The sequence below is a fragment of the Oscillatoria sp. CS-180 genome, assembly GCF_028330965.1.
Lineage (GTDB): Bacteria > Cyanobacteriota > Cyanobacteriia > Phormidesmidales > Phormidesmidaceae > Halomicronema.
This window is the reverse complement of the sequence record NZ_JAQMUB010000052.1, coordinates 38585-63862: the sequence shown is the minus strand read 5'-3', so window position 1 is coordinate 63862 and position 25278 is coordinate 38585. Positions and strand designations below refer to the sequence as shown.

22 protein-coding genes and 1 tRNA gene are annotated in these 25278 nt (G+C 49.1%); 9 read left to right on the top strand and 14 right to left on the bottom strand.

Annotation, left to right across the window (positions count from 1 at the left end):
• The first annotated feature begins 91 nt into the window (after positions 1 to 91).
• The gene (locus PN498_RS12685) at positions 92 to 1075 is read left to right on the top strand and encodes a protochlorophyllide reductase (RefSeq protein WP_272063170.1); all 984 of its coding nucleotides are present in this window, start codon (positions 92 to 94) and stop codon (positions 1073 to 1075) included.
• Here the strand turns inward: PN498_RS12685 and PN498_RS12680 are convergent.
• Together PN498_RS12680 and PN498_RS12675 are read right to left on the bottom strand one after the other, a co-directional pair.
• Positions 1072 to 1224: a hypothetical protein gene (locus PN498_RS12680; RefSeq protein ID WP_272063169.1), complete on the bottom strand. Its 153-nt coding sequence runs from the start codon at positions 1222 to 1224 to the stop codon at positions 1072 to 1074. The two genes, PN498_RS12685 and PN498_RS12680, sit on opposite strands and share 4 nt — an antisense overlap.
• On the bottom strand, positions 1221 to 1829 hold the full coding sequence (locus PN498_RS12675; RefSeq protein ID WP_272063168.1) for a cupin: 609 nt from the start codon (positions 1827 to 1829) through the stop codon (positions 1221 to 1223). The genes PN498_RS12680 and PN498_RS12675 overlap by 4 nt, the downstream gene beginning before the upstream one ends.
• Positions 1830 to 1934: 105 nt before the next feature.
• On the opposite strand from PN498_RS12675, the gene PN498_RS12670 reads away from it, so the two are divergent.
• On the top strand, positions 1935 to 2828 hold the full coding sequence (locus tag PN498_RS12670) for a formylglycine-generating enzyme family protein (RefSeq protein ID WP_272063167.1): 894 nt from the start codon (positions 1935 to 1937) through the stop codon (positions 2826 to 2828).
• Between the two features lie 40 nt (positions 2829 to 2868).
• Here PN498_RS12670 and ilvA read toward each other — a convergent pair whose 3' ends face one another.
• From ilvA to coaD, 6 genes are all read right to left on the bottom strand, one after another.
• Positions 2869 to 4377 carry a threonine ammonia-lyase, biosynthetic gene (gene ilvA, locus PN498_RS12665; RefSeq protein ID WP_272063166.1) on the bottom strand — a complete coding sequence of 503 codons (1509 nt, stop codon included), beginning with the start codon at positions 4375 to 4377 and terminating at the stop codon, positions 2869 to 2871.
• A gap of 123 nt (positions 4378 to 4500) precedes the next feature.
• Entirely contained in the window at positions 4501 to 5001 is a 501-nt protein-coding gene (locus PN498_RS12660) for a PAM68 family protein (RefSeq protein WP_272063165.1), read from the bottom strand.
• Between the two features lie 31 nt (positions 5002 to 5032).
• Entirely contained in the window at positions 5033 to 5302 is a 270-nt protein-coding gene (rpsO, locus tag PN498_RS12655; RefSeq protein ID WP_272063164.1) for a 30S ribosomal protein S15, read from the bottom strand.
• Between the two features lie 89 nt (positions 5303 to 5391).
• A complete protein-coding gene (gene ruvA / locus PN498_RS12650; RefSeq protein WP_272063163.1) occupies positions 5392 to 6024 on the bottom strand; it encodes a Holliday junction branch migration protein RuvA in 633 nt (210 codons plus the stop codon).
• 13 nt (positions 6025 to 6037) lie between these two features.
• Positions 6038 to 6802 (bottom strand): DivIVA domain-containing protein, encoded by a 765-nt coding sequence (locus PN498_RS12645; protein ID WP_272063162.1) that lies wholly within the window; start codon positions 6800 to 6802, stop codon positions 6038 to 6040.
• Positions 6784 to 7263 carry a pantetheine-phosphate adenylyltransferase gene (gene coaD / locus PN498_RS12640; RefSeq protein ID WP_272063161.1) on the bottom strand — a complete coding sequence of 160 codons (480 nt, stop codon included), beginning with the start codon at positions 7261 to 7263 and terminating at the stop codon, positions 6784 to 6786. Before coaD ends, PN498_RS12645 begins: the two co-directional genes overlap by 19 nt.
• A gap of 414 nt (positions 7264 to 7677) precedes the next feature.
• On the opposite strand from coaD, the gene PN498_RS12635 reads away from it, so the two are divergent.
• From PN498_RS12635 to PN498_RS12620, 4 genes are all read left to right on the top strand, one after another.
• On the top strand, positions 7678 to 9471 hold the full coding sequence (locus tag PN498_RS12635) for a proline--tRNA ligase (RefSeq protein WP_272063160.1): 1794 nt from the start codon (positions 7678 to 7680) through the stop codon (positions 9469 to 9471).
• A 15-nt stretch (positions 9472 to 9486) separates the two neighbouring features.
• On the top strand, positions 9487 to 10287 hold the full coding sequence (locus tag PN498_RS12630) for an LmeA family phospholipid-binding protein (protein ID WP_272063159.1): 801 nt from the start codon (positions 9487 to 9489) through the stop codon (positions 10285 to 10287).
• 70 nt (positions 10288 to 10357) lie between these two features.
• Positions 10358 to 11044: a GerMN domain-containing protein gene (locus PN498_RS12625; protein WP_272063158.1), complete on the top strand. Its 687-nt coding sequence runs from the start codon at positions 10358 to 10360 to the stop codon at positions 11042 to 11044.
• Positions 11045 to 11188: 144 nt separating this feature from the next.
• On the top strand, positions 11189 to 12133 hold the full coding sequence (locus tag PN498_RS12620) for a bifunctional helix-turn-helix transcriptional regulator/GNAT family N-acetyltransferase (protein WP_272063157.1): 945 nt from the start codon (positions 11189 to 11191) through the stop codon (positions 12131 to 12133).
• Between the two features lie 223 nt (positions 12134 to 12356).
• On the opposite strand, the gene PN498_RS12615 is transcribed toward PN498_RS12620, so the two are convergent.
• From PN498_RS12615 to cobN, 3 genes are all read right to left on the bottom strand, one after another.
• Positions 12357 to 13691, bottom strand: coding sequence for an ImmA/IrrE family metallo-endopeptidase (locus PN498_RS12615; protein WP_272063156.1), 1335 nt, complete (start codon positions 13689 to 13691; stop codon positions 12357 to 12359).
• Positions 13692 to 14281: 590 nt separating this feature from the next.
• On the bottom strand, positions 14282 to 14647 hold the full coding sequence (locus PN498_RS12610) for an ArsR/SmtB family transcription factor (protein ID WP_272063155.1): 366 nt from the start codon (positions 14645 to 14647) through the stop codon (positions 14282 to 14284).
• A gap of 79 nt (positions 14648 to 14726) precedes the next feature.
• On the bottom strand, positions 14727 to 18569 hold the full coding sequence (gene cobN, locus PN498_RS12605; RefSeq protein ID WP_272063154.1) for a cobaltochelatase subunit CobN: 3843 nt from the start codon (positions 18567 to 18569) through the stop codon (positions 14727 to 14729).
• Between the two features lie 340 nt (positions 18570 to 18909).
• Between cobN and PN498_RS12600 the strand changes: the two genes are divergently transcribed.
• From PN498_RS12600 to PN498_RS12590, 3 genes are all read left to right on the top strand, one after another.
• Entirely contained in the window at positions 18910 to 21216 is a 2307-nt protein-coding gene (locus tag PN498_RS12600) for a hybrid sensor histidine kinase/response regulator (RefSeq protein ID WP_272063153.1), read from the top strand.
• A 699-nt stretch (positions 21217 to 21915) separates the two neighbouring features.
• On the top strand, positions 21916 to 22590 hold the full coding sequence (locus PN498_RS12595) for a hypothetical protein (protein ID WP_272063152.1): 675 nt from the start codon (positions 21916 to 21918) through the stop codon (positions 22588 to 22590).
• Between the two features lie 238 nt (positions 22591 to 22828).
• A complete protein-coding gene (locus PN498_RS12590; protein WP_272063151.1) occupies positions 22829 to 23827 on the top strand; it encodes a hypothetical protein in 999 nt (332 codons plus the stop codon).
• Positions 23828 to 23945: 118 nt separating this feature from the next.
• Here the strand turns inward: PN498_RS12590 and PN498_RS12585 are convergent, their stop codons facing one another.
• From PN498_RS12585 to PN498_RS12575, 3 genes are all read right to left on the bottom strand, one after another.
• Positions 23946 to 24389, bottom strand: coding sequence for an ArsI/CadI family heavy metal resistance metalloenzyme (locus PN498_RS12585; protein WP_272063150.1), 444 nt, complete (start codon positions 24387 to 24389; stop codon positions 23946 to 23948).
• Positions 24390 to 24448: 59 nt separating this feature from the next.
• Complete coding sequence (locus tag PN498_RS12580) at positions 24449 to 24832, bottom strand: ArsR/SmtB family transcription factor (RefSeq protein ID WP_272063149.1); 384 nt, start codon at positions 24830 to 24832, stop codon at positions 24449 to 24451.
• Between the two features lie 277 nt (positions 24833 to 25109).
• A tRNA-Lys gene (locus PN498_RS12575) sits at positions 25110 to 25181 on the bottom strand.
• Positions 25182 to 25278 lie beyond the last annotated feature (97 nt).

Genomic DNA, 25278 nt, shown 5'->3' with positions numbered 1-25278 from the left:
AAAGGTTTATTTCATCGCCAGGAAGGTTATGAAAGATGTGCAATCCTAAACAGTGTTAACACACCTCTACGTTTGAAAACGAATAGTTAAAATGGCACACCAAAATGAGCCAACGGTTATTATCACAGGTGCCTCTTCTGGCGTTGGGCTATACGCTGCCAAAGCCCTCGCCAACAAAGGATGGCACGTTGTCATGGCTTGCCGAAATCTAGAGAAAACGGAAAAAGCCGCCAAAGACGTTCAGATACAACCGCAACAGTACACGGCAATGCACCTAGATCTGGCGAGTCTGGCAAGTGTCCGTCAGTTCGTGGAGACTTTTCGGAAGAGCGGCAAAACGCTGAACGCTCTAGTGTGCAACGCCGCTGTTTACTTGCCACTGCTTAAGGAACCTGAATACAGCGAAGATGGTTATGAGCTCAGTGTTGCGACCAACCACTTGGGCCATTTTTTACTGTGCCATCTGCTGTTGGACGATCTGAGAAATTCGCCAGCTGATGACAAGCGTTTAATCATCTTAGGAACAGTCACCGCCAACCGTAAAGAACTCGGTGGTAAGATCCCCATCCCAGCTCCTCCCGATCTGGGCGATTTGGAAGGATTTGAGAAAGGCTTCAAAGCGCCTATTTCAATGATTGACGGCAAACCGTTTAAGTCAGGCAAAGCTTACAAAGACAGCAAGCTCTGCAATATGCTGACTAGCCGTGAACTGCACCGCCGCTATCACGATTCCACAGGCATTGTGTTCAACACTCTTTATCCAGGCTGTGTCGCTGATACGCCTCTGTTCCGCAATCACTACGCTGCTTTCCGCACGATCTTCCCGTGGTTCCAAAAGAACGTCACCGGTGGGTACGTTTCGCAGGAGCTTTCTGGTGAGCGGGTGGCTAAGGTCGTTGCTGATCCAGAATTTAAGCAGTCAGGCTATCACTGGAGTTGGGGAAACCGTCAGAAGGAAGGACGAGAGGCTTTTGTTCAAGAGCTGTCAGCCGAAGGAAGTGACGATGCTAAGGCGAAGCGCCTCTGGGAATTGAGCGAGCGACTTGTGGGTGTCGCTTCCATGGTTGGCACCTAATCGTTCGTTTCTGCATTGGCTTTGAAGGGAATAAACGTCTCAGCTTTGAGATGGGGTGCGGTGTTGTGTAGAGGCGAAGACTCGCTGGCATCATGCATCCCATCCCATTTTTGGTCGGTAGCTGAACCCCACAATTGCGACGACGTCAAAACAGCTTTGCGGTGTTGTCGTTGATGTTGAAAACGTAGCGATTTTTGAAGTCAGTCACGCCATAAAGGTTAAACGAGATAGTTGGCTCATCTCCATAGGGTTCAACCTGGTGGATGGCGCCTGGAGTGAACGTGATGATATCACCAGGGGAAAGTACGATTTCATCAACAAGCTTGATTTTGTGAGGGTTCTCTTGGGTAGGAACTCTGCGCCAGATGCGATTTTTCTCTTGCCCTCCCAACATGGCGACTAGTCCCCAAGTGGCGTGGTTATGGACAGTGGAGGCCGTTCCTGGACTCCAGCTCACCATTTGGATTGTTAGCGGGAACTGAAATTCGCGATAGAGGAAATGAACGCCCCAGCCCGTCTTGGGGTCAGGTTCTTTATATTCCATCTGTAGCCAGTAGGAACTGATCAGTAGCTTGCGAACCAGGGGAGCGATCGCCACTAACCGTTTAGGGTCTTCTTTCACACCACTGAGAATATCCTCTAGTTCAGTCAAGAAACGATAGAGGCGATAGGTTTGCTGCGGTTCTTCAACATCAGCAGTTTCCAACGCTTGCAGCGAGGCATTATCGTTCACAAGCCAGGTACGATTTTCCATTACTCTCATTTCAGCACCGAGGGCTATGGTAGTACTGAAATCCTAACTATGGATGAGTCTTTGCTGAGGACATTGTGAACAATGAGGGGAATAAGTTGCATCGCCATGTTGGGATCGATGCTGGTGACTGCCTGCAGCACAGATTCTGCGGTAGAGCAGCCGATGACTCGCGATCGCTGCGATTCTCAGCCTGGATTTGTCTTCGTGCCTGCTGGAGAATTTATCGCCGGTAGCGACACTGTCGAGCGAGACTATGGCTACGAAATTTCTGCCCAAGCGATCGCATCGTCCCCCGAAGCAATTGCTGAGGCAGAAACAGGATTGCGCGATCGCCGCTGGTTTGAATTTGAAGCCAACCGCCGCACTGAATTGCTCAATGCTTTTTGCATTCAAGCCAATCTCGTCACCCAGCAGGACTATCGTGAGTTTGTAGCTGCCACCGGACATCGCTCTCCGGGCATCTCAGAAGCAGCCTATCAAGAGCAGGGATTTTTGGTGCATCCCTACGAGGATGTCGTCCCTTACCTATGGACCAACAGCTCGTTTCCTGACGGTCTAGCCAATCATCCCGTGGTGCTGGTGTCTTATAACGATGCAGTTGCTTATGCTGAGTGGCGGGGACAGCAGGACGGTGTTGTGTATCGCTTGCCAACTGCCTTGGAGTGGGAAAAAACCGCGCGTGGCGAGGATGGACGCTATTTTCCTTGGGGAAACGAATGGCAGGATGATGCTACCCATTGGGGACAGTCTGATCCATTTGGCACAAGTGTGATCGCTCGCTATCCCCTCAGCCGTAGTCCCTACGGTGCTGAAGACATGTCAGGCAATGTGTTTGAGTTTACGTCTACGCTACGAGAGCGACGTGGTGTTCCAGTCTCGGTCATGAAGGGCTGTTCTTGGGACGATCTGCCAGGATTCTGTCGCGCTGCCTATGAGCACACTCGCCCCACCGAATCACGCCACATTCTGTTTGGATTTCGTCTGGTTTTGTTACCGTAAGCCGTAATACGGTGATCCACAAAACTTCCCTGAAAGACAGCTACGCGAGAAACAAATGGTAGGCAGGGTTACTGCTTTCGTCCCAATAGCGATAACCCACTGTTCGTAGAAAGGCTTGCCAGTCCTCCATCTCAGTTGCAGGGACCTGAACACCCACAACAATACGTCCATAGTCAGCGCCGTTGTTACGGTAATGGAAAAGGCTAATGTTCCAGTTAGGACTCATGCGGTTGAGGAATTTCATCAAGGCGCCCGGATTTTCGGGAAATTCGAAGCGGTAGAGTAGCTCATCGTGGGCTAGGGGCGATCGCCCACCCACCATATGCCGCAAGTGCATTTTGGTAAGTTCGTCGTCAGTCAGGTCTAAAGTCTTGAAGCCATTGGCTTCAAATGTTGCCGCCATCTGACTAGCGTCCTGCCGGTTGGCGACCTGTAAACCTACAAAAATATGGGCCTCTGTTTGATCAGCAATGCGGTAGTTAAATTCCGTTAAATTGCGTTTGCCAATGCATTCGCAGAACCGACGCAGGCTGCCAGGTCCCTCCGGAATGTTGACTGCAAAAATGGCTTCTCGCTGCTCTCCCATTTCAGCTCGTTCAGCCACAAAGCGGAGGCGATCAAAGTTCATGTTGGCACCACAAGCCACAGCAATGAGCGTTTGGTCGGTGATGTGTTCTCTCTCAACGTAGGCTTTTGCGCCTGCGATCGCCAAGGCGCCAGCGGGTTCCAAAATAGACCGTGTGTCTTCAAAAACGTCTTTGATGGCGGCACAAGTGTCATCTGTGTTCACAAGAATGATTTCATCAACATATTGCTGACAGAGGCGAAAGGTCTCGGCTCCAACCTGTTTAACAGCCACACCATCGGCAAACAGACCGACTTGATCCAATTTGACCCGTTTGCCAGCTTGTAGGGATTGCTTCATGCCGTCTGCGTCAATAGGCTCCACGCCAATGATGCGGATATTGGGACGCAGGCGTTTGATATAAGCTGCGATACCTGAAATGAGGCCGCCACCCCCTATGGCAACAAACACAGCATGGATCGGCTTCTGATGCTGACGTAGGATTTCCATGCCGATGGTTCCCTGCCCAGCAATGACTTCAGGATCATCAAAGGGATGAATCAGCGTCATCTCCTTCTCGTTAGCAAGCTCGCGGGCATGCGCATAGGCGTCGTCATAGGTTTCCCCATACAGGACCGCTACACCGCCTCGGGCCTCCACCGCCTTTACCTTTAACTCAGGCGTTGTTATCGGCATGACGATGATAGCTGATGTACCCAGGTACTTTGCTCCTAAGGCGACCCCTTGGGCATGATTGCCAGCAGACGCTGCCACAACACCCCGCTCCAGTGTTGCAGCGTCCAACTGAGCCATTTTGTTGTAGGCTCCCCGTAATTTAAACGAGAAAACCGATTGCATATCCTCTCGCTTCAGCAAGATTCGATTATGCAACCGTATTGATAAGCGCGACGCATATTCTAGGGGCGTTTCTTGAGCAACGTCATACACCCGAGCAGTCAAAATCTTTTCAAGATAGTCGGTCATAGGGATAGCGTGGCGGTAAGAAGCGAATTAAGCTATCTTCCCCCGCAAAGGTCACGCCGACAACTTGTCTCTCCAATTTTCGCCTCAGGAGCAGGACAGCAAACCGTAGTGAACTCTCAAATCCTAGGCACTGTCGCGGCGTTCCTCCCGAGCTTGTCGCCAAGACCCCAATAAGCGACCAAAGTTGAGCCTAAACTCGTCTAACCCCAATAGTGTTCCAACAGTATTTTCTTCCCAGGAAGCCGATAAGGCACCGTAACTGAGTCCAACTACACTCAATCCAAAACAGGCAAGCGTTACCAACAGAACCACCACATTAGGAAGTTCGGCAATGCCCTGAACAATAAGAACATAGCTCACAAAAAAGGTCAGAATTCCAAAGGTGACGGGAATGCCGGAGAAAAACATCATTCTCCGCAACATTCGACGACCAACAACCTCAGGAATACTGGTTTCCTCGCGGGTGTAGCTTCTTTGGCTAGAAGAGACTCTCTCTTCCTTGCTGACCTCTCTGGAAGGCCTAGATGGTTCGTTCGCATCCGGAGCAGCCGAGCTTTTCGGTGCCTTTTTCCGTTTGCGGTTAGGTTCGAAAGGTAGGCGATCGTTCTCAGAGTCAGCAGGCATTGTAAAGCTCCATCACCAAAGGATAGCGGCCTTATCGACGAATACCAAGACGGCCAATCAGCTCGCGATATTTATTGACGTCTTTCTTCGCAATGTAAGACAGCAAACGCTTGCGGCGGCCAATCATCTTGAGCAGGCCACGACGAGAGGAATAGTCCTTCTTGTTGCTCTGAAGATGCTGACTGAGCTTATTAATTCGCTCAGTTAGCATGGCAACCTGAACCTCAGCAGATCCGGTGTCTGTTTCGTGAACCTGATATTCAGAGATAAGCTCCTGTTTGCGTTCTTGTAGCAGTGCCATAGGGTACGAGTTACTTCAGAATTTGAATAGAGTGAATAATGCACAGAGTTACATACAATAGCATAGCCCCGACTGGAGGCGCTACTCCGTCATGTCGATTGACTGAGCCAAGCGATCGCCTCTCTGATCCAGTCCTCAGCGTTGTCATTTTTAGCCAGCGTGCTGTTGCGTCCAATGGCCCGGAAGGCCTTCATGATTTCGCCATTGGTATAGCCGAGTGTCAGCAGCGTGATTTCGACATCCTCCTGCACACTGGCCATCGGACCTGCGTTTGGCGCGATCGCCAAACCAGATTGCTGTCGCCATTCCGCTAGCTTCGTTTTAAGTTCCAAAATCAGGCGTTCTGCCGTCTTGCTACCCACCCCTTTGGTCTGGGAAATTAAGCGAGTATTGCCCGACACCACTGCTTGAATGAGTTCTTGAAAACCGAGCGTATCCAACAGTGCCATTGCCATCTGGGGGCCTATGCCGCTAACACTGACGAGCTGACGGAAGACATCCCGTTCCGACCGATTAGCAAAACCAAAGACAATTGGCTGATCGTCGCGAATTTGCAAATGACAGAAGACCTGGATGGGTTCTCCTAACGGCGGCAAATCTCCGAGGAACCGACTCGTGACTTGCAAGTCATACCCGACCTGATTGACATCAATCGTGATAATGACCCGCTGCCCCCCCGGTTTAGTGATGTCGGCGAGGGTTCCCTTCAAATAGCTCAGCATAGATGCAGTAGGGTCATGAAGCGTTGCGACGAGACTTACTCTGACGCAAATCTGAAGCACCCTGCGGATGGCCTTTAGCCTTGTGAGGTGTTGTTTCCTGGATACGAGTGTTCACTTCGGTCGTTGTTGTTGCGGGTGGCAGAGCAGTACGTCCGTTCTGGATCACCCTCATCATATCCGATAGCTGCTGCTCAATTCGCTGCAAAACCTCAGCCGCGTATAAATCTGCATCGTTCCGCAAAGACTGGCATTCCATTTCGGTCTGTTGCTTGATCTTCTCCCAGTATTGTTGCGCAGCTTCTTGCCAATCCTGAATATCGGACTGGGTTTGCGATCGCAACGTGTCACACTCTTCTTCGAGCTGCTGTTTCACCTGGTGTGCCCTGGTCTCAGCCTGCTGTACGATGCCTAGGTCATCCAATCGTCTAGCGGCTTCTTTATCAGCAGTGTTGACCAACTCCTGAGCATACTGATTGGCTTCATTCAGAATGCGATCGCGCTGATGCAAGATCTGGATCGCTTCTTGAAAAACGGTAGGTAGATTCAAGCGAATTCGATCCAACTGTTCCAGCAATTGATCCTCGTCCACCAGCGTTCTGCCTGAAAAAGGGATGCGAGGACTCGCTAGAATCAGCTCTTCCAGAACATTGAGGGACTGTTGTATGTCCAGCCGATATACTGCCTCGCTGTTGCGTTCAGACTGGTCAGATGAGACCGCTGAGCTGTCGGCAGCATGGTTATTGGAAGCGTTGATGGAGGTTAAGTCTTGGCGTAGCATCGGTATATGTCCCGGGCAACGTGTTGAGGCACCAGATGATCAACTGGTCCCCCAAATTTAGCAATCTCTTTCACCAGACTACTGCTTAAGAAGCCATACTCGGTCGAAGTGGCTAAAAAAACAGTTTCTAAATCGTCTGCCAAAGTCTTATTCGTATGAGCCATCTGCAATTCTTTTTCGAAATCAGACAGCACCCGTAATCCTCGCAGTAAAACCTGAGCTTGTTTCATTTTCGCATAGGTTATCGTCAGCCCGTTAAAGCAGTCAATTTCGATGTTGTCTAAGTGCTCCACGGATTCACTAATCTGCTGAATGCGCTTCTCAGCCGCAAATAACGGCGTCTTATTCGGATTAGCCGACACCACCACAATCACCTTTTCGAATAGTCGACTCGCTCGCGTAATGATATCGAGATGCCCAAACGTTATCGGATCGAAGCTTCCAGGGTAAATCGCAATCACAGAAATCAAAACCTAATGCAGAAATAGATGAGGCTAGATGGCAACTTTCACAGTGATATTGTGTGCATAACCCTGGGTTTGCCGTAAACTATCTCACTATTTGCAAAAATTATCATGCAGCTGGATCGGCTACAGTGAAAATCGAAACTGGATATGCAAGTGGAGATCATCCTTCCACGATAGGAATTTTGCTGACTCGACTGTCATAAGCTGCTTCGCTTTAGGCTTGTGCACCTAATAGTATCCGCGTGCTGAGCGCATCTCCAGATGGCTAGCTGTCTTGTTCTAACAGAGCTAGCAATGGCTATAGCAGTCTTAAGATAGCCTGTGGCATTTTCCTGAAATGAGCGAATGACTGCTATACAATGCTGTGAGATATTTGGCCTCGATATCCCTTGCTAGGAGAATTGTTCCATGCGCCTCTCTCAGATGCTGTTTGTGACCCTGCGAGAAGATCCAGCCGAGGCAGAAATTCCCAGTCATAAGCTATTGCTGCGAGCCGGATATATGCGACGCATTGCGAGCGGTGTGTATGCTTATCTGCCCCTACTGTGGCGGGTATTGACCAAAATATCTGAGATTGTACGGGATGAGTTGAACGCGACTGGAGCACAGGAGTGTTTATTACCTCAGCTACAACCATCGGAACTGTGGAAAGAGTCAGGGCGCTGGGATACCTATACTAAAGCCGAAGGCATCATGTTCTCCTTAATCGATCGCCGTGAGCAGGAGATGGGCCTGGGGCCAACCCATGAGGAAGTTATCACCGCGATCGCTCGCGATATGATTCGCTCCTATCGGCAGTTACCCCTCAATCTCTATCAGATCCAGACTAAATTTCGCGACGAGATTCGCTCCCGCTTTGGGCTGATGCGTGGGCGGGAATTCATCATGAAGGATGCCTACTCCTTTCATGCGGATGAAGATAGCCTGAAGCAGACCTACAACGATATGTACACGGCGTACAGCAACATCTTGCAGCGCTGTGGCTTGGAATTTCGAGCGGTGGACGCTGATTCTGGCGCGATCGGGGGATCCGGCTCCACTGAGTTTATGGTGCTGGCCGAGGCGGGCGAAGACGAGGTGCTCTACACCGAAGATGGACAGTATGCGGCCAATATTGAGAAAGCGATCTCTTTGCCTGCTGATGTCGTACCTTCGACATTCAACACCTACGAAAAACTGGAAACACCCAATACCCCAACGATTCAAACCCTTGCAGACTTTCTTGAGTGCTCGCCCACTCAGATCGTCAAAAATGTCTTATATCAAGTCACGTACGACAACAGCCATCAAGTGCTCGTCCTGATCAGCATTCGAGGCGATCAGGATGTCAACGATACAAAGTTACAGAACGAATTGTCCAAGCTAGCAGATCGCTATGGAGCGAGTACTGTAATTACGTTGGAAGTGCCCGACGAAGCCGCGCAAGGAAAGTGGGCTGCAAAGCCTCTGCCCTTGGGCTACATTGCGCCTGATCTGTCTGATGACTATGTTCAATCTGGGGTGAAGAATCTGGAGCCTAAATTTTTGCGCCTGGTGGATGAAACAGCTGTTGAGCTAAAGGATTTCATCACCGGTTCCAACGAGTCGGGCTACCACACGGTTGGAGGCAACTGGAATCAAGAATATGCCTTGCCTGAACGGGTTGTTGATGTGCGAGAGGCCCAAGTCGGCGATCGCGCCGTTCATGATCCTGAGCAAATCCTCCAGTCTGCGCGAGGCATCGAAATTGGTCATATCTTTCAGCTCGGCCAAAAATATTCCAAAGCCATGGGAGCCACCTATACTGCTGAATCGGGTGAAGAACTGCCGCTGTGGATGGGCTGCTATGGTGTTGGAGTTTCTCGCTTGGCGCAGGCAGCGGTGGAGCAGTCCTACGACAAAGACGGCATTATCTGGCCGATCGCAATTGCCCCCTACCAAGCGATTGTTGTCGTTCCCAACATTGGCGACGATGCCCAGATGAAGGCAGCGGAGCAGCTTTATGCTGACCTCAATGCAGCAGGCGTGGAAACGTTATTAGATGATCGCGACGAGCGAGCAGGGGTGAAGTTCAAAGATGCAGACCTTGTGGGCATCCCGTTCCGGATCGTGACGGGGCGATCGCTGAAGAATGGCAAAGTCGAGGTCGTTAAGCGCGCGACCCAAGATGCCCAAGATATTGCGCTATCAGAGGTTGTATCGACACTATTGTCATGGATGTAGAGGCAGCCCAAGACTATGGAATGGGTCACCATCATTTTGTCCAGTCTGCTAACACTAATTTCGCCTGTCGGTCTGGTGGCAGACCAAGTTGCCGAAGGTTTAATTCGAGAACGAATTCATCAGGCTGATCTCATTGACGTTCGCATTGACAATACCCCCAGTTTTCGGCTGACGGGTGGTCGGGTCGAACGGGTACGGATTGCGGGGCGTGGTGTCTATCCTATCCCTGAACTGAGAATCGATGTTTTTGATGTTGAAACTGATCCCATTGATATTGATCTCCCCGCGTTGCAGTCAGGTGAGCTAGCACTGGATGAACCCATTCAAGCGGCCAGCCATTTTATCTTTAGAGCCGACGATCTGAATGTTCTGTTGCGATCGCAGCGGATTCAAACTCTCCTCGATACGCTGGAATTTGACTTACCAGGGGTGAGCGATCGTCAAAGGGATCGCTATGGTTTTGCCAATCCTCAAATTCAGTTTTTATCTGGAAATCGGGTGCAAGTGACTGTTGATATCGAAGACCGAGTACAGCAAGAGCAAGTACAAGCACTCGTCGAGACCGGGCTGGAAGTAATAGACGGTCATCAATTGGTTTTAGTAGAACCAACCGTTACGGTTGACGAACAGCCTGTTCCGCGTCAGCTTATCGACGCTTTTACAGCCGGAATCAACTCTGAACTGACTTTGAAACAGTTTGAAGAGATTGACATTGTTGCTCGTGTACTACGACTTGATTTACAGCCGGAGACGTTAGATATCGTCGTTTTTCTACGCATTGACCCCGCATCAGCTTTGCTCAATTTTGAGGATTGAAGTGGCATAATCAATGCCTAAGCCACAATAAACGCATGGCATTCTGGCAGTACCAATGAGAGTTTGAGCAATGGAAGACAAATCTCCTCGTCATCGCCCATCGTTAGGGGTCATCTTAGGGTTAGCCGCAGTCATCTTGAGTGCAGGCAGCGCAACTGCTTGGCTGACGTGGCGATCAATTGCGCCCAAAACGCCTGTTGTCGAATTCCCAGAAATTGAAATTGAAGGAGAAGCGATTCCAGAAGGGGTTGACGCACCCACTTCTCCCCCTGTAGAGGTGCCCGATCCACCAGAGGCAGATGTTACTTCGCCTCGCCAAGAAGCAACTCTGTACTGGCTGTCATCTGAAGGGGATGCTGTTGCGCTCAACTCCTCTTCTATCGAATTGCCAGCGGAGGCATCTTCGTCTGACACCTTAGAACTTGCCTTTGCTAGCTTAATGGACGGGCCTGAAAGTGCCGGTGCTGCTACAGGCATTCCGCCTGAGACCGAACTACTAGCACTGTCTGTCGAATCTGAGGGGGTCTATGTCAATCTGTCTGAGGATTTCACCTATGGTGGAGGCAGTGCGTCCATGATTGGTCGTCTGGCCCAAGTCGTCTACACAGCCACAGCTTTGGAACCAGAATCTCCAGTTTGGCTTTCGGTAGAAGGTGAGCCACTGACGCTTCTAGGAGGCGAAGGGCTAGAAGTGCGTCAACCCATCACTCGTAGTGATCTAGAGAGTGACTTTGGTGTAGAAACGTTGGCTGACTAACCCCAAATGGACCTTTAGAAGAAGCTTTTATCACTCACTAGATAAGGCGCTTGGATATTTAGACATTCAATGTAAAGCAAACTGTATTGTTCGTTAGTGGTTTTCTAATTAATATGTAAGTGCTTACGTAACTACCTTCTTACTATGAGCTTTTACTCTAGAGTTGGCAGTCTGGCACTGGGGAGTCGCCTGAGACGGCTTTCAGGACAGTTTGCTGAGGATGCTGAAAAGGTCTACGACCTCTACGATGTTTCGCTAGACGCCAAATGGTTCCCCGTCTTTTATACGTTGGCTAGAGTTGAAAGCGCTTCTGTAACTGAGATTGCTCAAGCAATTGGGCATTCTCACCCCTCCGTCAGCCAAATCGTCAAAGAAATGGCAAAAAAAGATCTGGTCAGCACTGAGAAAAGTCAAACCGATGCACGGGTGAACATTGTCAAACTCTCAGCGGCTGGAAAGGCCATTGTTCCGCGTTTGGATGAACAGTGTTCTGATGTGAGAGAAGCGATCGCGCAGCTTCTACAGGAAACTCAGAATGACTTATGGGCAGCGATCGAAGAAGTCGAATTTCTACTGGCTCATCAGAGCTTCTTCGAGCGGGTTCAAAAGGTGCGAAAACAAAGGAAATGTCAGGCTGTAAAAGTTGTGGATTATGGACCAGAATTTTACGACGATTTCCAGCAATTGAATTACGAATGGATTGAGCAATATTTTGAGATTGAAGAGGCTGATCGAACGGTTCTAATGAACCCGCAGGAAAAAATTCTGGAGCCAGGTGGTTATATTTTTATGGCACTTGATGCCGATCACGTTGTAGGAACCTGTACCTTGATCAAAGAGAGCGATCGCACCTATGAATTGGCAAAGATGGCGGTCACAACTCGTGCCAGAGGTAAGGGTATTGGGCAATTGTTAGGGGAAACAGCCATTAATAAAGCGCGTGAGTTAGGTGCGGAAACGGTCTTTATAGAGAGCAATACAGCACTCGAAGCAGCCATCAACCTCTATCAAAAATTAGGGTTTCGAAAAGTGGTTAGACATCCCTCTCCTTATGAACGCTGTAACATCCAAATGGAATTAAAGTTATAGCTGTAGCCATCTAGGTTTGTGCATTCCCAATGGCATCCGGGTACTTAGCATAGGCCAGATGGCTCGCCGTCTTGTCCTAACGGAACTGGCGACGGCTGTGACTTAAAACGTGCACCTTAGCGATCGCCTCAGTATCTTAATGAAAATACATTAGAACGCTATAATCCCTTCTGTATGAAGGCGCAATTCTGCTTTTTTGGCCTTCTGGTTTTAATACCCAAAGTTAGTATGGAAGGCTATCCTCACAATGATTTGGCTGAGGAGTAGCCATCAAACTGTTATTTGCAAGTATCAACTCGACCGTCTGTTGGCTAACACTGAAATATTCAGCAGCATCTTCTAGCGCTGTCTCTGAGTAGTCACCGTCCAAGTAGTCAAGTAAGCCATCAAGAGGGCAAAGGAATTCGGCAGCAAAAGCACGCTGATATTTTTGTCTAGAAGTCCTCAGGTCGGTGCTTGCAAGCCACGATTTTTCTTCAGCACCGTAGAGCATAAAATCACCAATAAACCGAGCCAATTCAAATCTTCTCGCGACTGGGTGCCTCTTTCTAAAATGAAAGTTCAATCCAGCAGTTGCTGTTGGAACGGCAAGAGCAACAGTCTGCCGACTTAGAGGGATCCACGTTTCATATTCAGATTGCTGTAGACCCAGCAAATCATAGAGTTTGTTGTCTCTAACAGGAGCATCTCCAAGACCTATTTGGTTACGTAGAGCAGATGCTCTTGCGTTTGCCGTTTGCCAGGGTGCCTTTGAAATCTCTTGTCGACCAGCTTGGGTGATGAAAGTTTCCGGTTTTCCCTCCAAACCTGATGCTTGAGTCAGGTCGTTAATAGCCGCGCTGAGCGGTTTCGCCTCTGATATATTGCGGCTGTAGGCAGGTGCTATCTCTGATAAGGGCATACCCCCCATCCGCTCAGCAAAATCTAAAGCGTCTTTGACAAGCTCTTCCGGGCATTCATCAGGATCAAAACCGAGTTCAGCTTCGCAGCGACGATATCGCCTAGCATATGGTTCAGACAACTCTTCTTGAACCTCCTGCCAAAGATTTGCTAAAGGTGTGCTTGAAATTTCTGTTGCAGCAAGGCGAGAGATTACAGATTCAATAAAAGCTCTTGCCTTTTGTTCAAACTCAATCAGCTTGATAAGGAAAGGTTGAGCAAGGCTGTTGATATATCGAACGGACTGTTGATCGGAGGTGTTGGATATCGTAGACCAGACCTGCATCCATTCTGTATCTGAAGCGAGGATTACTCTAGGCCAGATAAATCCATGATTCGCTGCCGTGATTTCATGAGCCATTCTCCAATCTACTGAAGGTTTTGTTCCTCTGGCTGGAAGAGGCTCGTAGAGTAATCTCCACCAAGAGGAAGCTATCCATTCAGCAAGAGGATAGGCAGAAACCAGAACAGTGTCGCGAATTGTTCTAGACCAGATATCCTCATTTCTGGTCAGATTGATATCACCTGCTATCAATCTGACCAGGCCCATCGTTTGTTGAATCTCGGGCAAGCCATTTCCGCTGGTCAGCCACTCAAACTCAAGACCTAGGGCGCTCACTCCGAATCCTCCATTGCTTAATCACCTCTTCAGAAAGGGGATCCTCAGCTTGCATAGGATAACCATGATAAGTTCCCCATTCGGCTGACTCAAGCTGTGCTTCTAACGGAATACCATCATCCATAACTGACCAGACATTTTTCGGCCATTGCCCTATATAGCGCTCACTCACTAACCCAGTTTTAATTCCTTTCTGTAGCAACCCTAAAGCTTCACGCTGAGTGAAGATGCCGACAGAATCACAAAGAGATTTACCGGGTCTCAAGCCGCTAGGAGGTATCAGATTGAAATCACCCGGGTTTTTTTGTGTTCAGGATTGCCGCCATACTGAACTTGCTTTGAAAGCGCTAAGAGATTGTCAAAATTACACTTGTCTATTTTGCGTATTTTGCGTTTGGGATTGAACTTCTTATTGCGCTTTTTCATAGCGTCAAGAGATGAACGGCACAGTTTATGCGATATACACATCTTCAGCAGGGCTTATGCAAACGGTCTATTAATTCCTAGGCGTAGTGTGAGGTGGGCACTGCCCACCCTACCTGTCTTTGAGTCTCCGTATTTCCAAATATCCTTTTAGCGTTCTCAAGCTTCTAGCCTTTGCCATGTCCGTTGATGTGGGATGAGGCGAGGCTGAAGGAGCGGAAGCTCTGGGCTTGCTGTTCAATTCGGGTGGCGAGGCGATCGCATACCAAGGTACACAACTCATAGGTCAAGTCATCCGTCACGCTATAGTAGGCGGCGGTTCCTTCAGCTCGACGAGACAGCATTCCCGCCTGCATCATCACCTTTAAATGCTTTGAGACATTAGCTTGACTGGTCGCAGTCGCTTCGACTAGATCCTGAACGCACTTTTCGCCATCCCGTAGCAGATTCAAAATCTTAAGGCGCATGGGTTCGCTTAGGATGCCGAAGTAGGCTGCTACCTGCTGAACCACATCTATGGGCACAGGCTCCATAAGATTGACTCCAAACGATGTGTGAAAGGCGATCCCCGCTATTCTAGCAGCCAAAAGAAGAGTAGCAACTTCCTGTGCTCTATCCTATGGTGGAATCCTGACGAGACTCGATGTCTGCTTCAGCCGCATGGACAATTTCTCTCAAAATGTTCAACGTATCAGTCGATGCCCGCTGCCAGAACTGGCGTTGGTGAGCTTCTAAGAGGCGTTCTGCCATATCTCGTAACGCCCAAGGATTGCTTCGTTGGACAAATTGACGAGTTGCTTCGTTGAGTAAATAGGCTGCTGCGACACCTTCATACATGTAATCCGCCACACATTGAGTCGTCGCGTCATAGGCAAAGAGATAGTCTACAGTCGCAGCCATTTCAAAAGCTCCCTTATAGCCGTGGCGTTTAACCCCTGTAATCCATTTGGGATTGACCACACGAGAACGATAGACGCGAGCGATTTCTTGTTGGAGCGATCGCACTTTAGGATTCTCAATCACTGAATGATCGCCAAAATAGACCTGAGGCGATCGCCCTGAAACCTTGCGGACAGCTGCCGTCAGACCCCCTTGAAACTGATAGTAGTCATCCGAATCGAGCAGATCGTGTTCGCGGTTGTCCTGGTTATGCAGCACGACTTGTAGCGTTTGTAAGCGCGCCTCGAATGCCTCAGGAGCAGATCGTCCCTGGGCCTGACGTCCGTAGGCGTAGCTGCTCCAGTTGATGTAAGCCTGAGCTAAATCCCGATCATCGGTCCAATTCTGAGCCTCAATTAATCCCTGTAGCCCAGCTCCATACGCACCCGGTTTTGAACCAAAGACACGGTAGCGCGATCGCTCAGCTGCCTGCTCAGGCTCCAAGCCTTGCATTTGCCAATGCTGTATCTCGCTAGCCACTTTTGCCGCGAGGGGATTGTCCTCCGGCGCTTCTAAGAGTTGGGAGACTGCGGTCACCGCCTGATCAAACAAGTCGATCAGGTTAGGAAAGGCATCCCGGAAGAAGCCTGAAACTCGCAGCGTAACATCCACCCGGGGACGACCCAGCACAGAAATCGGCAAGACTTCAAAATCAACTACCCGACGAGAAGGACCATCCCAAACTGGACGTACCCCGAGCAGCGCTAGGGCTTCTGCTAAGTCATCACCGCCCGTCCGCATGGTTGACGTGCCCCAAACCGAGAGACCGATCGCCTGAGGATAGTCACCGTTGTCTTGGGTATATCGCTCGACCAAAAGCTCAGCCGCCTGACGTCCGACATCCCAAGCGCTCTCTGTGGGAATGGCGCGAATATCTACGGAGTAAAAGTTGCGTCCGGTAGGTAAAACGTCTGGGCGGTTGCGGGTGGGAGCGCCAGCGGGACCACTGGGCACGTACTGTCCGTTCAATCCAGCCAACACCGCCTGAATTTCTTGAGGCGTTTGACGCAGTGTCGGCAGCAAGTACTCTCGGATCCAACTCAATTCTTGGAGAGTGGCGGGATAATCAGCTGACGTCAACGCGGGCACAAAGGGCTGATCTTGGAGGGTCGTTTCGACCCAGCTTGCAGCCTGATTTTCAAGCACCTCAACGACGTCCCCCACCGTACGGCAGCGATACAAGTCACCCGCCTTTGCGATCGCTGGCCGTTGTTCAGTCAAAGTCCACTGCTGACCTAAATCATCGGTCAGAGGATCAATGTTGAGTTGCCAATCCTGAGCGATCGCCCGCGTCAGTCCTAGCCGTTTTGAAGATGGATGCCGAGCGATCGCGACCATCAAATCTCTAAGCTGCCGACCCTGAGGACACTGCCCAAAGATATGCAAACCGTCTCGGATCTGCGCTTCCTTCAACTCGCATAAGTAACCGTCTACTGTGGGTAATAGATTTGCAAAGGTTTCGTCTGTCGGTGAGGGTTCAGAAGCGTCATTCTCAAGCGTTAGATCGGTCAGAAGTTGGGTTTCTTGAAGCAGGGTGAGGATGCGATCGCGAATGGGTGCTAATCGCGTTGGATCCAAACTCTGAGCCTCGTAATATTCATCGACCAGTCCTTCTAGTCGCTGTAAGGGACCATACAGTTCTGCTCGTGTGAGGGGTGGCGTCAGATGATCGACGATGACGGCTTGAGCACGGCGTTTTGCTTGGGCACCCTCCCCCGGATCGTTGACGATGAATGGATACAGGTGAGGAATCGGCCCAAAAACCGCCTCAGGATAACAGTCTTGAGAGAGACCAATACCCTTTCCTGGCAGCCATTCCAGATTGCCGTGCTTGCCCATGTGGATGATGGCGTGAGCTTGAAAACGATGTCGCAGCCACCCATAGAAAGCCAAATAAGCATGGGTTGGCTCCAGATCCGGCGCGTGGTAGTTCAGCGAGGGATCCTGGTCATAACCTCGACTGGGCTGAATGCCAACAAAGATATTGCCTAATGAGAATCCGGCAATCGGCCAGGAATCGGCCAGCCTAGATTGGCTCATGGGTTGGCGTGATCGCTCCTCCTCAGGTGTCCCCCATCGCGCTTGTACTTCCTGCTGAACGGTCAGCGGTAGAGTTTTATAGAAGGCTTGATAATCCGCCATGCTCAATGACTGTCGAACCTGGCGCATTCCCTGACTTTCAAGATCGTTCGTCACAGTCTGCGTCAGTTGGTCGATCAGGTCTTCTCCAGTCGCAGGAATGCCTGGAACTGAATAACCGTTCGTCTGGAGAGCTTTCAAGAGTTCGATACAGCTTTGGGGAGTGTCTAAGCCAACCCCATTGGCAAGACGTCCATCTCGATTGGGATAGTTTGCCAGCACCAGAGCTACCCGCCGGTGTGCGGTAGGCGTCTGTTGCAGCGTGATCCAATTGGCAGCCAAATCGGCAACCCACTCAACGCGATCGCGCACTGGGGCATACGTCACAACATCGGCTTCTATTTGCTCATTGCGAGCCGTCACGGTCTTGAAAGAAACGGCTCGTGTAATGATGCGACCATCGACCTCTGGCAGGGCCACATTCATCGCAATATCTCGCGGACTCAGGCCCATCGAATTCTGTTGCCAGTTGTCCTGGGTGCCGCCACTGAGGATGACTTGCAGGACAGGCACATTCAGCTGTTGCCAGAGGTCAAGACAGGGTTGGGTGGAATTAAGTTTGGCAACGGAAAAACTTGTCGTGTTGAGCAGTAGGCGGACCCCTGATTCACCTTGGGCTTTCAATAGCGAAACCAATTCAGCCTGCACCTCTTCGTCCTGCAATGAAGAGACGTATATGGGAACGGGCATTAGTCCCCGCTCCTCAAGAGCTACACAGAGCGCTTTGATAGGCGCGGTGTTACCGGCTAGCGCATGGGCGCGATAGAACAAGATGCCCACCCGTGGTAAATCAGTGGACTTGTTCTCAAGATGCGAAGAGACGTTCCAACGTGCATCAAGTCCCACTCTGGGTAAAGGCTGAGGACCTGGTGGAGAAAATTGGGTTTGGAGGTAGCGATCGCAAATCTCCATCAGGCCATGACGAATGTTGTCAATTCCCCCCTCGGTCAGATAACGCCAGAGTGTATTGGCAACTCGTAGCGGTACAGTTGAATGGCCCATCAAGTCAGGATCGGGGCGATCGTCTCCTGGCAAGACAATTAAAGCTATCCCTTGAGCCTCGGCAACAGCTTTTGTCACTTCTAGCCCATAAGACCAATAAGCCCGTCCACCCAACAGCCGCAAAACAATGACGCTGGCATGGACCAAAACGGTATCGGCATAGGTATCAATAGCCAACTGCTGCTGTAGCTGTAACAGGTTGACGACCCTGAGTTTCGGCATACTCTCTGGCTGCTGAAAAATAATTTGTGACAGACACTGAATATCCGTGTCAGCGGCAGTCATGAAGATAATTGAAGCGGGCGTCTGTTCGACAAAAATGACACCATCCGTGTCAGGTGTCCAGCCTCCAGTGGTTGCAGCCAATCGATGCATAAGAATGAAAGTTGTAGAGCGACGACCAAATCTGAAAGAACTCTAGTGTCTGTGAAGCCTATAGTTCATCGAAAGCTACCATATCTTCCATGTTTGTTTGTGCGTTTGCAGCGGGATACAGGTATTGGCGAACGGATCGTCGTCAGATTCAAGGAGGGATGCAGTGTGCCGGACTTCTTACCGGAATGCCTTGGTTCAGTATTGACAATGCGTTGGACAGTATTCGTAGACTAGCCGCTCGCTGGACGGATTCACTGAATTCCAATTACTTTAAGTCTTTTTTTCCCTCAACCTCAGTAAGTGCTGAGTTAAGGAATTATCTTCCTGACTTTGTGAGGTCATGACTCAATTGCTAGACAGTTCAGCTCTTGCCAACCGGCTTTTGCCATACAGGGCTTATGAAGCGCTGCGGCGATCACTCTCCAACGGTGCTAGTCATCCAGAGGCAGTCTGGGTGACCGAGGCCGACTTACCCAATGGCTGGGATCAGGGACAGGGCTGGCAAGAGCTGGCTTTGTTGGTGACCCCGACAACGCAGGGCCTACTGGTTGGAAAGCTAGTTGAATCGACCCTCAACCACCACAACTCAACGGTGTCTTCTGGGTTGATGATTCATCCTCACAAACTCAAGCGGATTATTGACAGTCTTTTGACTGCCGAAGTTGCCGATGAGGTTCGCAAGCAACTCAACTATGGCCGCCAACAGTTGAGCGATCGCTCAGACGATTCGTGTTCTGAATTATTCATGGCGCTGATGCCGGATTTGCTGTCGGCAGAAGATTCACCCACACAATCCGTATCGCGTGAGTCCACGCCTACTGCGACTTCCGATGAAACGTTTCGGGAAGCGCTAGATCAACAGCTTGAGCAAAGCCTGCTGTTAAACCAGGTGATTACGAAAATCCGTCATAGCCTAGATCTGCACTCCGTTCTGTCTACAACTGTGGAGGAGGCACGGCAGTTCATATCAGCGGATCGGCTGGTGATCTATCAGTTCCAGTCAACGGCGTCATTGCCACTAGACTTGCAATCGCTTCGGTCTTCTCGACCAGACAGCGCTAAGCAAGGAGATATCGTCTACGAATCTTTGGCATCTCAACAGATTCAGTCTGTAATGAATTCCGAAGAAAAAAGTTGCTTTAACGAGTACACAAAATGTCGTCAGAAATACTCGAAAGCTACTCCCATTGCCGTTAACAACGTGCAGGAATACTATCGTGATACCCCTTGCCTGTTGGAATTTCTGCAAAGCGTACAGGTCCAGGCCCAAATCATTGCACCGATTTTATTGCAGGGGGAGCTATGGGGATTGCTGATTGCCCATCAGTGTCAGTCACCTCGATATTGGAAACCTCGTGAGATGACGCTGCTTCAGTACATCGCCGACCACATTGCGATCGCGGTACTACAAGCAGACCTCTACACTCAGCTTCAGGAACAGACCCATTCCTTAGAAGCGTGTGTCGTTAACCGCACCCAAGCGTTGCGAGATGCTTTGGTAGCGGCACAGTCGGCAAATCTGGCGAAAAGTGAGTTTTTAGCCACGATGAGCCATGAATTGCGAACACCACTGACCTGCATTATTGGTATGTCAGCCACTCTACTGCGCTGGTCTTTTGGGGAGCTCAATTCGCGTCAGCGCACCTACCTTCAAACGATTCATGATAGCGGTGAGCGCTTATTAGCTGTTATTAATGACATTTTAGAGATGTCAAAGATTGAGTCAGGCCGCAGCATTTTGGAGGTCCGGACGTTTTCGCTGATTACCTTGGCTCGACAGGCATTGGAACCCTTTCGCCAGTCAGCTCGCGATCACAAAATTGAATTAAATCTTGAAACCGCGCTCTCCCGAGAGCAGGAGACATTTACAGGAGACCCGCGTCGAGTTCAGCAGATTCTTGATAACCTGCTGAGCAACGCCATTAAATTCACCCGTGATGGCGGCACCATTAATTTACGGGTGCAACGAGATGGGCAAACGGCGGTTTTCCAAGTGGAAGATACAGGGATTGGCATTTCAGAACGGCAAATCCCCCAACTCTTTGAAAAATTTCAGCAGCTTGAGACCAGTCGCCAGCGGCAGTATTCCGGCACTGGCTTGGGACTAGCTCTAACGAAGCAACTGGTTGAACTTCACGGCGGGACCATTTCGGTCAATTCTCGCGTTGGTGTTGGATCTGTCTTCACGGTACGTGTGCCTGTTCAACGGTTGAACCCTTCTCCCTCCTTGCAAAACACTCAGCTCAGCCCTGATGATGTTCCCGACACAACAGCCCCTGCAGTAGGGCGGATTGTGTTGGTCGAGGAGCAGGAAGAGATAGCTGGAGTCGTCTGTGATCTGCTCACAGCAGCCGATTATCAGGTGATTTGGATGATTGAAGGATCCCGAGTCGTTGAGCAAGTTGCTCTATTACAACCAACCATCGTCATAATCGATATGAACTTGAGCAGTATTGATGGGAGACGATTGGTCAGCGCACTACGGAAGTCTTTAGTAACGTCTAAGGTCAAGATTCTCGCTCTTTTGAACACTCGCCAAAACTCTCAAACCAGCCTTGTTGGGATTGACGATTGTCTGACATTGCCCCTAGAGCCAGAGTTTTTACTTACGAAGGTCAGCAGCCTAAGCACGACACCCGTTGCTTGATTGGGCCGAAAACCTCCAAAAATTACTTGCCCAGAGCTTTATTCAAGTAAGCGAGTAGTTCCACATACAACTCAACATAACAAAGACATCCCTTAACCGAAGCATAAACTTTGGTTTCAGCCACTTCAGGAGGCCAAAAACCGTTTTATATTAGTCATTAAGGAGCAGTTAGCTCCGAGTCCGAAGTCAAAAATACAGTCACGTTAAGTAGGAGGTTGAATATCGATTTAGCATCTGATTCGGTTTCATCAACGGCAGCAGCATTCAATCTGTTTTTCACTTTTCCTCTTAATGTTTGATGGGGAGCAATGCAATAGATAACAGCAATAATTTGGTAATGCTGATATCGAAGTAGCTCTAAACATCTTTGCTTTTAGATATGAGGAAAACCCTGAAAAAACGTTCTGGGTGCTGCTGCCGCTCTATTATTACCGCTAACGCATTATTGAATTTATTATTAAAGTTAAGCGCACTAGTACACTACGGCAGAAATATGCTCACTATTCAAACCACTGTGGAAGCTTGTCTGCCTTAGTTTTGTAGAGCTTTGCTCTTCTCGCAGAGTATTCTAGATTTTGAATTCCGCGTAGCGATGCTAGTTGGCGAACTATTGGCTGTTAATTTGAAAATACTGTGAAGAAGTGGCAGTTATTATTGACCATTTTTCCTTTAACGGCTTCATTCAGTCTCATAAAGCTTTTGATTCATTGGCTGGGGTGGGACATTTGGACGTTTGATCCTCTGACTGGAACTTTATTCGCAGCGGCTTCATTCGTAATTGCGTTTATGCTCAGTGGCACTTTACGAGATTACTCGTCTAGTGCAGATATGCCTATCGAGCTTGCCACGGCTATTGAAGCGATCGAAGACGCCAATCTTCTTGTTGCCAATAGGTATCCTGACTATGCGCCTGAACCTTTGAGAAAAGAGTTGAGAGCGATCGCTCAGGCTATTTTGGCCTGGCTACAAGACGGTCAGCCCATCGAATCAATCGATCATTCATTAGAACGGCTTACTTGCCAATTGACTGGCATCTTAGAAGTTAGAGATGTTCCCGTTATCAGTCGAATACAGAGCGAACAGTCCAAGATTCGCCTGCTGGTTTACCAAATTCGCCGGATTCGAGATACTGATTTCCTAAAGCCTGCTTATGCTCTCTTAGAGTTCTTCTTGCTAGGTGCAACAGTCACTTTATTACTTGTTGAAACGATATCGTTTATACAAAATCTGGTAGTATCCTCTCTACTCTTTACCGCATTCGCCTACCTCTTAAGACTGATTCGCGATTTAGATAATCCATTTCAATATGAAGGGAGGTCGAGCCTAGACGCTGATCTATCTGGCCTTCAAGCGGTCTGCGATCGCTTGTCTTAAGGGAGACCATTCAGTATGCACAGCCTTATCACATACGGTATACTAAATTTTATTAAAGTATCTTCCAAATAATACGTTGGTTGCTACTGAAATCAATTTCCTGAAAACCTGTCATGTCCAGAGATAGCGTTATCGCATGTCCTCTGTGTAACTTCTGGCTTGATCTTTAAATTCAAATGGATTTTCGCTGCCGGCTTTGTAAAAGCTGATTTACTGAAACAAAATTAGTGAGTTTACCGTGGTCTACCAGTCGTTTTTAGATTCAGATACAGAGGTTTCTGTTGAAGCTCTCGTACCTTCTTTGTCTGAAGTATGGGCAAAAAAGTATGTTGGGAAAGTAGCTGCGAGGAACGAAACCTTAACCAAGCGAGATGAGCGATCTTGTAAGGATGATGTTGTTCAGTGCTTAACCTCTAAGCTGCGATCGGTCAGTGCTCAAGCTTGGAATAAAACAGAATCTCTTCTGAAAGATGAGATGGAAAGACACGATATTGACCAAGATTTAATCGACCCTTGGAAGATTTCAAAGGATATTCATCAAATCTTTGAAAAAACGATTACGGCTTATTCAAATTACGTGACACCAGGACGTTTTTCAGTATTGGTGTCAAAAAATATTGGTGATATTCGTCGGCAGTATACTGCTGTAGATCCCAGAGTTATCGGCTTTGTCAGTATGCAGTTTCACTACTGTGGTCAGCTTTTATTGAAAAATGCTCCGGAGTCAGAAACGACAACGCTTCAACAATACTTCAAAGTGATCGACGATCACCTCTATATGCCTCTGCAACGAGCTTATGAGGCTGCTGGTAACTATACTTATGACAATCCACGACTGAGAACGGTGCAGGCTCTCTTGCCCAATTGCACTACGATCGCTCATTCAATTGTGCAGCGGGTCAATCAGCTCTATCCCAATTACACCTGCTATAGCGGTCGGCTTGATAGTGAGCCTGTTCGTATTTCCAGTGTTCGTGATGTCGAGATGTTTCAAATTTACCTTTGGACATCGGTGTTGGAAAGAAATATTTCAGCGATCGCACAGGAGTTGTTTCCCCTCTGTGTCATGCTCTATCCCACCTTTAACGTGAACTGGGAATTAGTGCGACAGATGATCAGCTTGATGGAGAAAGCCTTTATCCAGTGCGTTGAGCCGGAGCAAATCAAATACTATCAGCCCTACCATCGGGCACTCTGGAAGATGTTTTCTCCAGAGGTGTTTCCTGAAAGCCTCTGAAGTATTTTGGGCGATCGCACTTCGGGTTGCCTTAACGTAAGACTCGCTAAATGCGTCGCCTGTGTCCCTAAACCTGTTTCCCTAAAACGGATTGAGGCGGATCGCTCCAATCCAGAAATCAACCGCAGCAGGCGCTTTTCGATTGCACTGCCGCACCGACTCCTGAAAGATTGTCTTCTGGCGTTGTGTCCGCTAACTTAACAACAAAGATTTCCCAGCGATTACCATCCGGATCGGTCACCCAGACTTTGTCTTGTAGGGCATAGCAGCAGTCGGTATTCTGCTCTTCAAATGTCGCAAGTCCTGCGGTCTCGAAGCGAGCAATTGCGTCCCTAACCGCCTGTGAGCTATCAACCTGAACCCCCAGATGAGACAACGAACCGTGATGATTAATATCGTTGCTTACATTCAACGTTAGATTTAGTCCTGGATTCTCTAGATCAAATTTGGCGTAATCCGTTTTGTGCTTGACGGGCTGAGCATCAAACATCGCTCGGTAAAAAGCAATGGAACGATCCAGATCCGTTACTCGTAAGGCAACGTGAGTTTTAAAGGTAGCCATGAGTCATTCCTTTGGTATTTCTGCAATTATCGAAATAAAGGCTAAATTTTTTTGGCGCGTTAGCGACAGCATTCAGGATTGTCGTCGCTATTATCCGTTTCAGCAAAATCCATATTGTCTAAATTGATTACCTGATTACGGGTACAACATTCCTCGTATAAAAAGTCGATGAGGTGCTTCAAGGACTCTGAACGGACGCTGTACCAGATCCACTGACGCTCTTTTATGGCAGCAACAATGCCCACCTGACGTAACTTATCGAGATGATGAGAAAGCGTCGGGGCCGCGATACCGAGTTCTTTTTGGATATCTCCCGCAGGCAAACCTTTGGGATAGGCTGACAGTAACAGCCGCACAATCTTAAGTCGGGAGGGCTGTCCCAACGCGGCAAAAGCGGCAGCAATGACTGCGATAGATTGTTCAGTGGATTGTTCAGCTTCCATATTTCGATAATTGTCGAAACACCTGAATTTGTCAAGTCGAGAGTCGAGAGCAAACGACTCATGCTGATTCGTGATTGTGGACTTTCGATCGCGATTCAAGGACGCTTAAGTGACCACGCTTTCCGTCTTGGCATCTTTAGTCCTGAAACAGCGGAATGGTCAAGCCTGATATGCCCCTGCAGGAGACGGTGAATTGTGATGGCAGGAAGAAAAACCACAGTTTTGCTTAAACCTGAACCGACGTTGCTCAGGGTGGCTGTCACTGGCTCTTCAAAAATGGGTCGCCTGGGATTCGAACCCAGGACCAATCGGTTAAAAGCCGAGTGCTCTACCGCTGAGCTAGCGACCCTAAAGGATTGAATGTGAACTCAATCGCGGTTATCTACAGTATCACACTATTATGACAATTGCCGCCAACCCTTCAAAAAGTTTTCCGGCTGCCATTG

What these genes read in the sequence shown, in the direction of transcription:
- PN498_RS12685 (WP_272063170.1), top strand. Translation starts at nt 92, where the DNA reads ATGGCACACCAAAATGAGCCAACGGTTATTATCACAGGTGCCTCTTCT.
- PN498_RS12675 (WP_272063168.1), bottom strand. Translation starts at nt 1,829, where the DNA reads ATGGAAAATCGTACCTGGCTTGTGAACGATAATGCCTCGCTGCAAGCG.
- PN498_RS12670 (WP_272063167.1), top strand. Translation starts at nt 1,935, where the DNA reads ATGTTGGGATCGATGCTGGTGACTGCCTGCAGCACAGATTCTGCGGTA.
- ilvA (WP_272063166.1), bottom strand. Translation starts at nt 4,377, where the DNA reads ATGACCGACTATCTTGAAAAGATTTTGACTGCTCGGGTGTATGACGTT.
- PN498_RS12660 (WP_272063165.1), bottom strand. Translation starts at nt 5,001, where the DNA reads ATGCCTGCTGACTCTGAGAACGATCGCCTACCTTTCGAACCTAACCGC.
- rpsO (WP_272063164.1), bottom strand. Translation starts at nt 5,302, where the DNA reads ATGGCACTGCTACAAGAACGCAAACAGGAGCTTATCTCTGAATATCAG.
- ruvA (WP_272063163.1), bottom strand. Translation starts at nt 6,024, where the DNA reads ATGCTGAGCTATTTGAAGGGAACCCTCGCCGACATCACTAAACCGGGG.
- PN498_RS12645 (WP_272063162.1), bottom strand. Translation starts at nt 6,802, where the DNA reads ATGCTACGCCAAGACTTAACCTCCATCAACGCTTCCAATAACCATGCT.
- PN498_RS12635 (WP_272063160.1), top strand. Translation starts at nt 7,678, where the DNA reads ATGCGCCTCTCTCAGATGCTGTTTGTGACCCTGCGAGAAGATCCAGCC.
- PN498_RS12630 (WP_272063159.1), top strand. Translation starts at nt 9,487, where the DNA reads ATGGAATGGGTCACCATCATTTTGTCCAGTCTGCTAACACTAATTTCG.
- PN498_RS12625 (WP_272063158.1), top strand. Translation starts at nt 10,358, where the DNA reads ATGGAAGACAAATCTCCTCGTCATCGCCCATCGTTAGGGGTCATCTTA.
- PN498_RS12620 (WP_272063157.1), top strand. Translation starts at nt 11,189, where the DNA reads ATGAGCTTTTACTCTAGAGTTGGCAGTCTGGCACTGGGGAGTCGCCTG.
- PN498_RS12610 (WP_272063155.1), bottom strand. Translation starts at nt 14,647, where the DNA reads ATGGAGCCTGTGCCCATAGATGTGGTTCAGCAGGTAGCAGCCTACTTC.
- cobN (WP_272063154.1), bottom strand. Translation starts at nt 18,569, where the DNA reads ATGCATCGATTGGCTGCAACCACTGGAGGCTGGACACCTGACACGGAT.
- PN498_RS12600 (WP_272063153.1), top strand. Translation starts at nt 18,910, where the DNA reads ATGACTCAATTGCTAGACAGTTCAGCTCTTGCCAACCGGCTTTTGCCA.
- PN498_RS12585 (WP_272063150.1), bottom strand. Translation starts at nt 24,389, where the DNA reads ATGGCTACCTTTAAAACTCACGTTGCCTTACGAGTAACGGATCTGGAT.
- PN498_RS12580 (WP_272063149.1), bottom strand. Translation starts at nt 24,832, where the DNA reads ATGGAAGCTGAACAATCCACTGAACAATCTATCGCAGTCATTGCTGCC.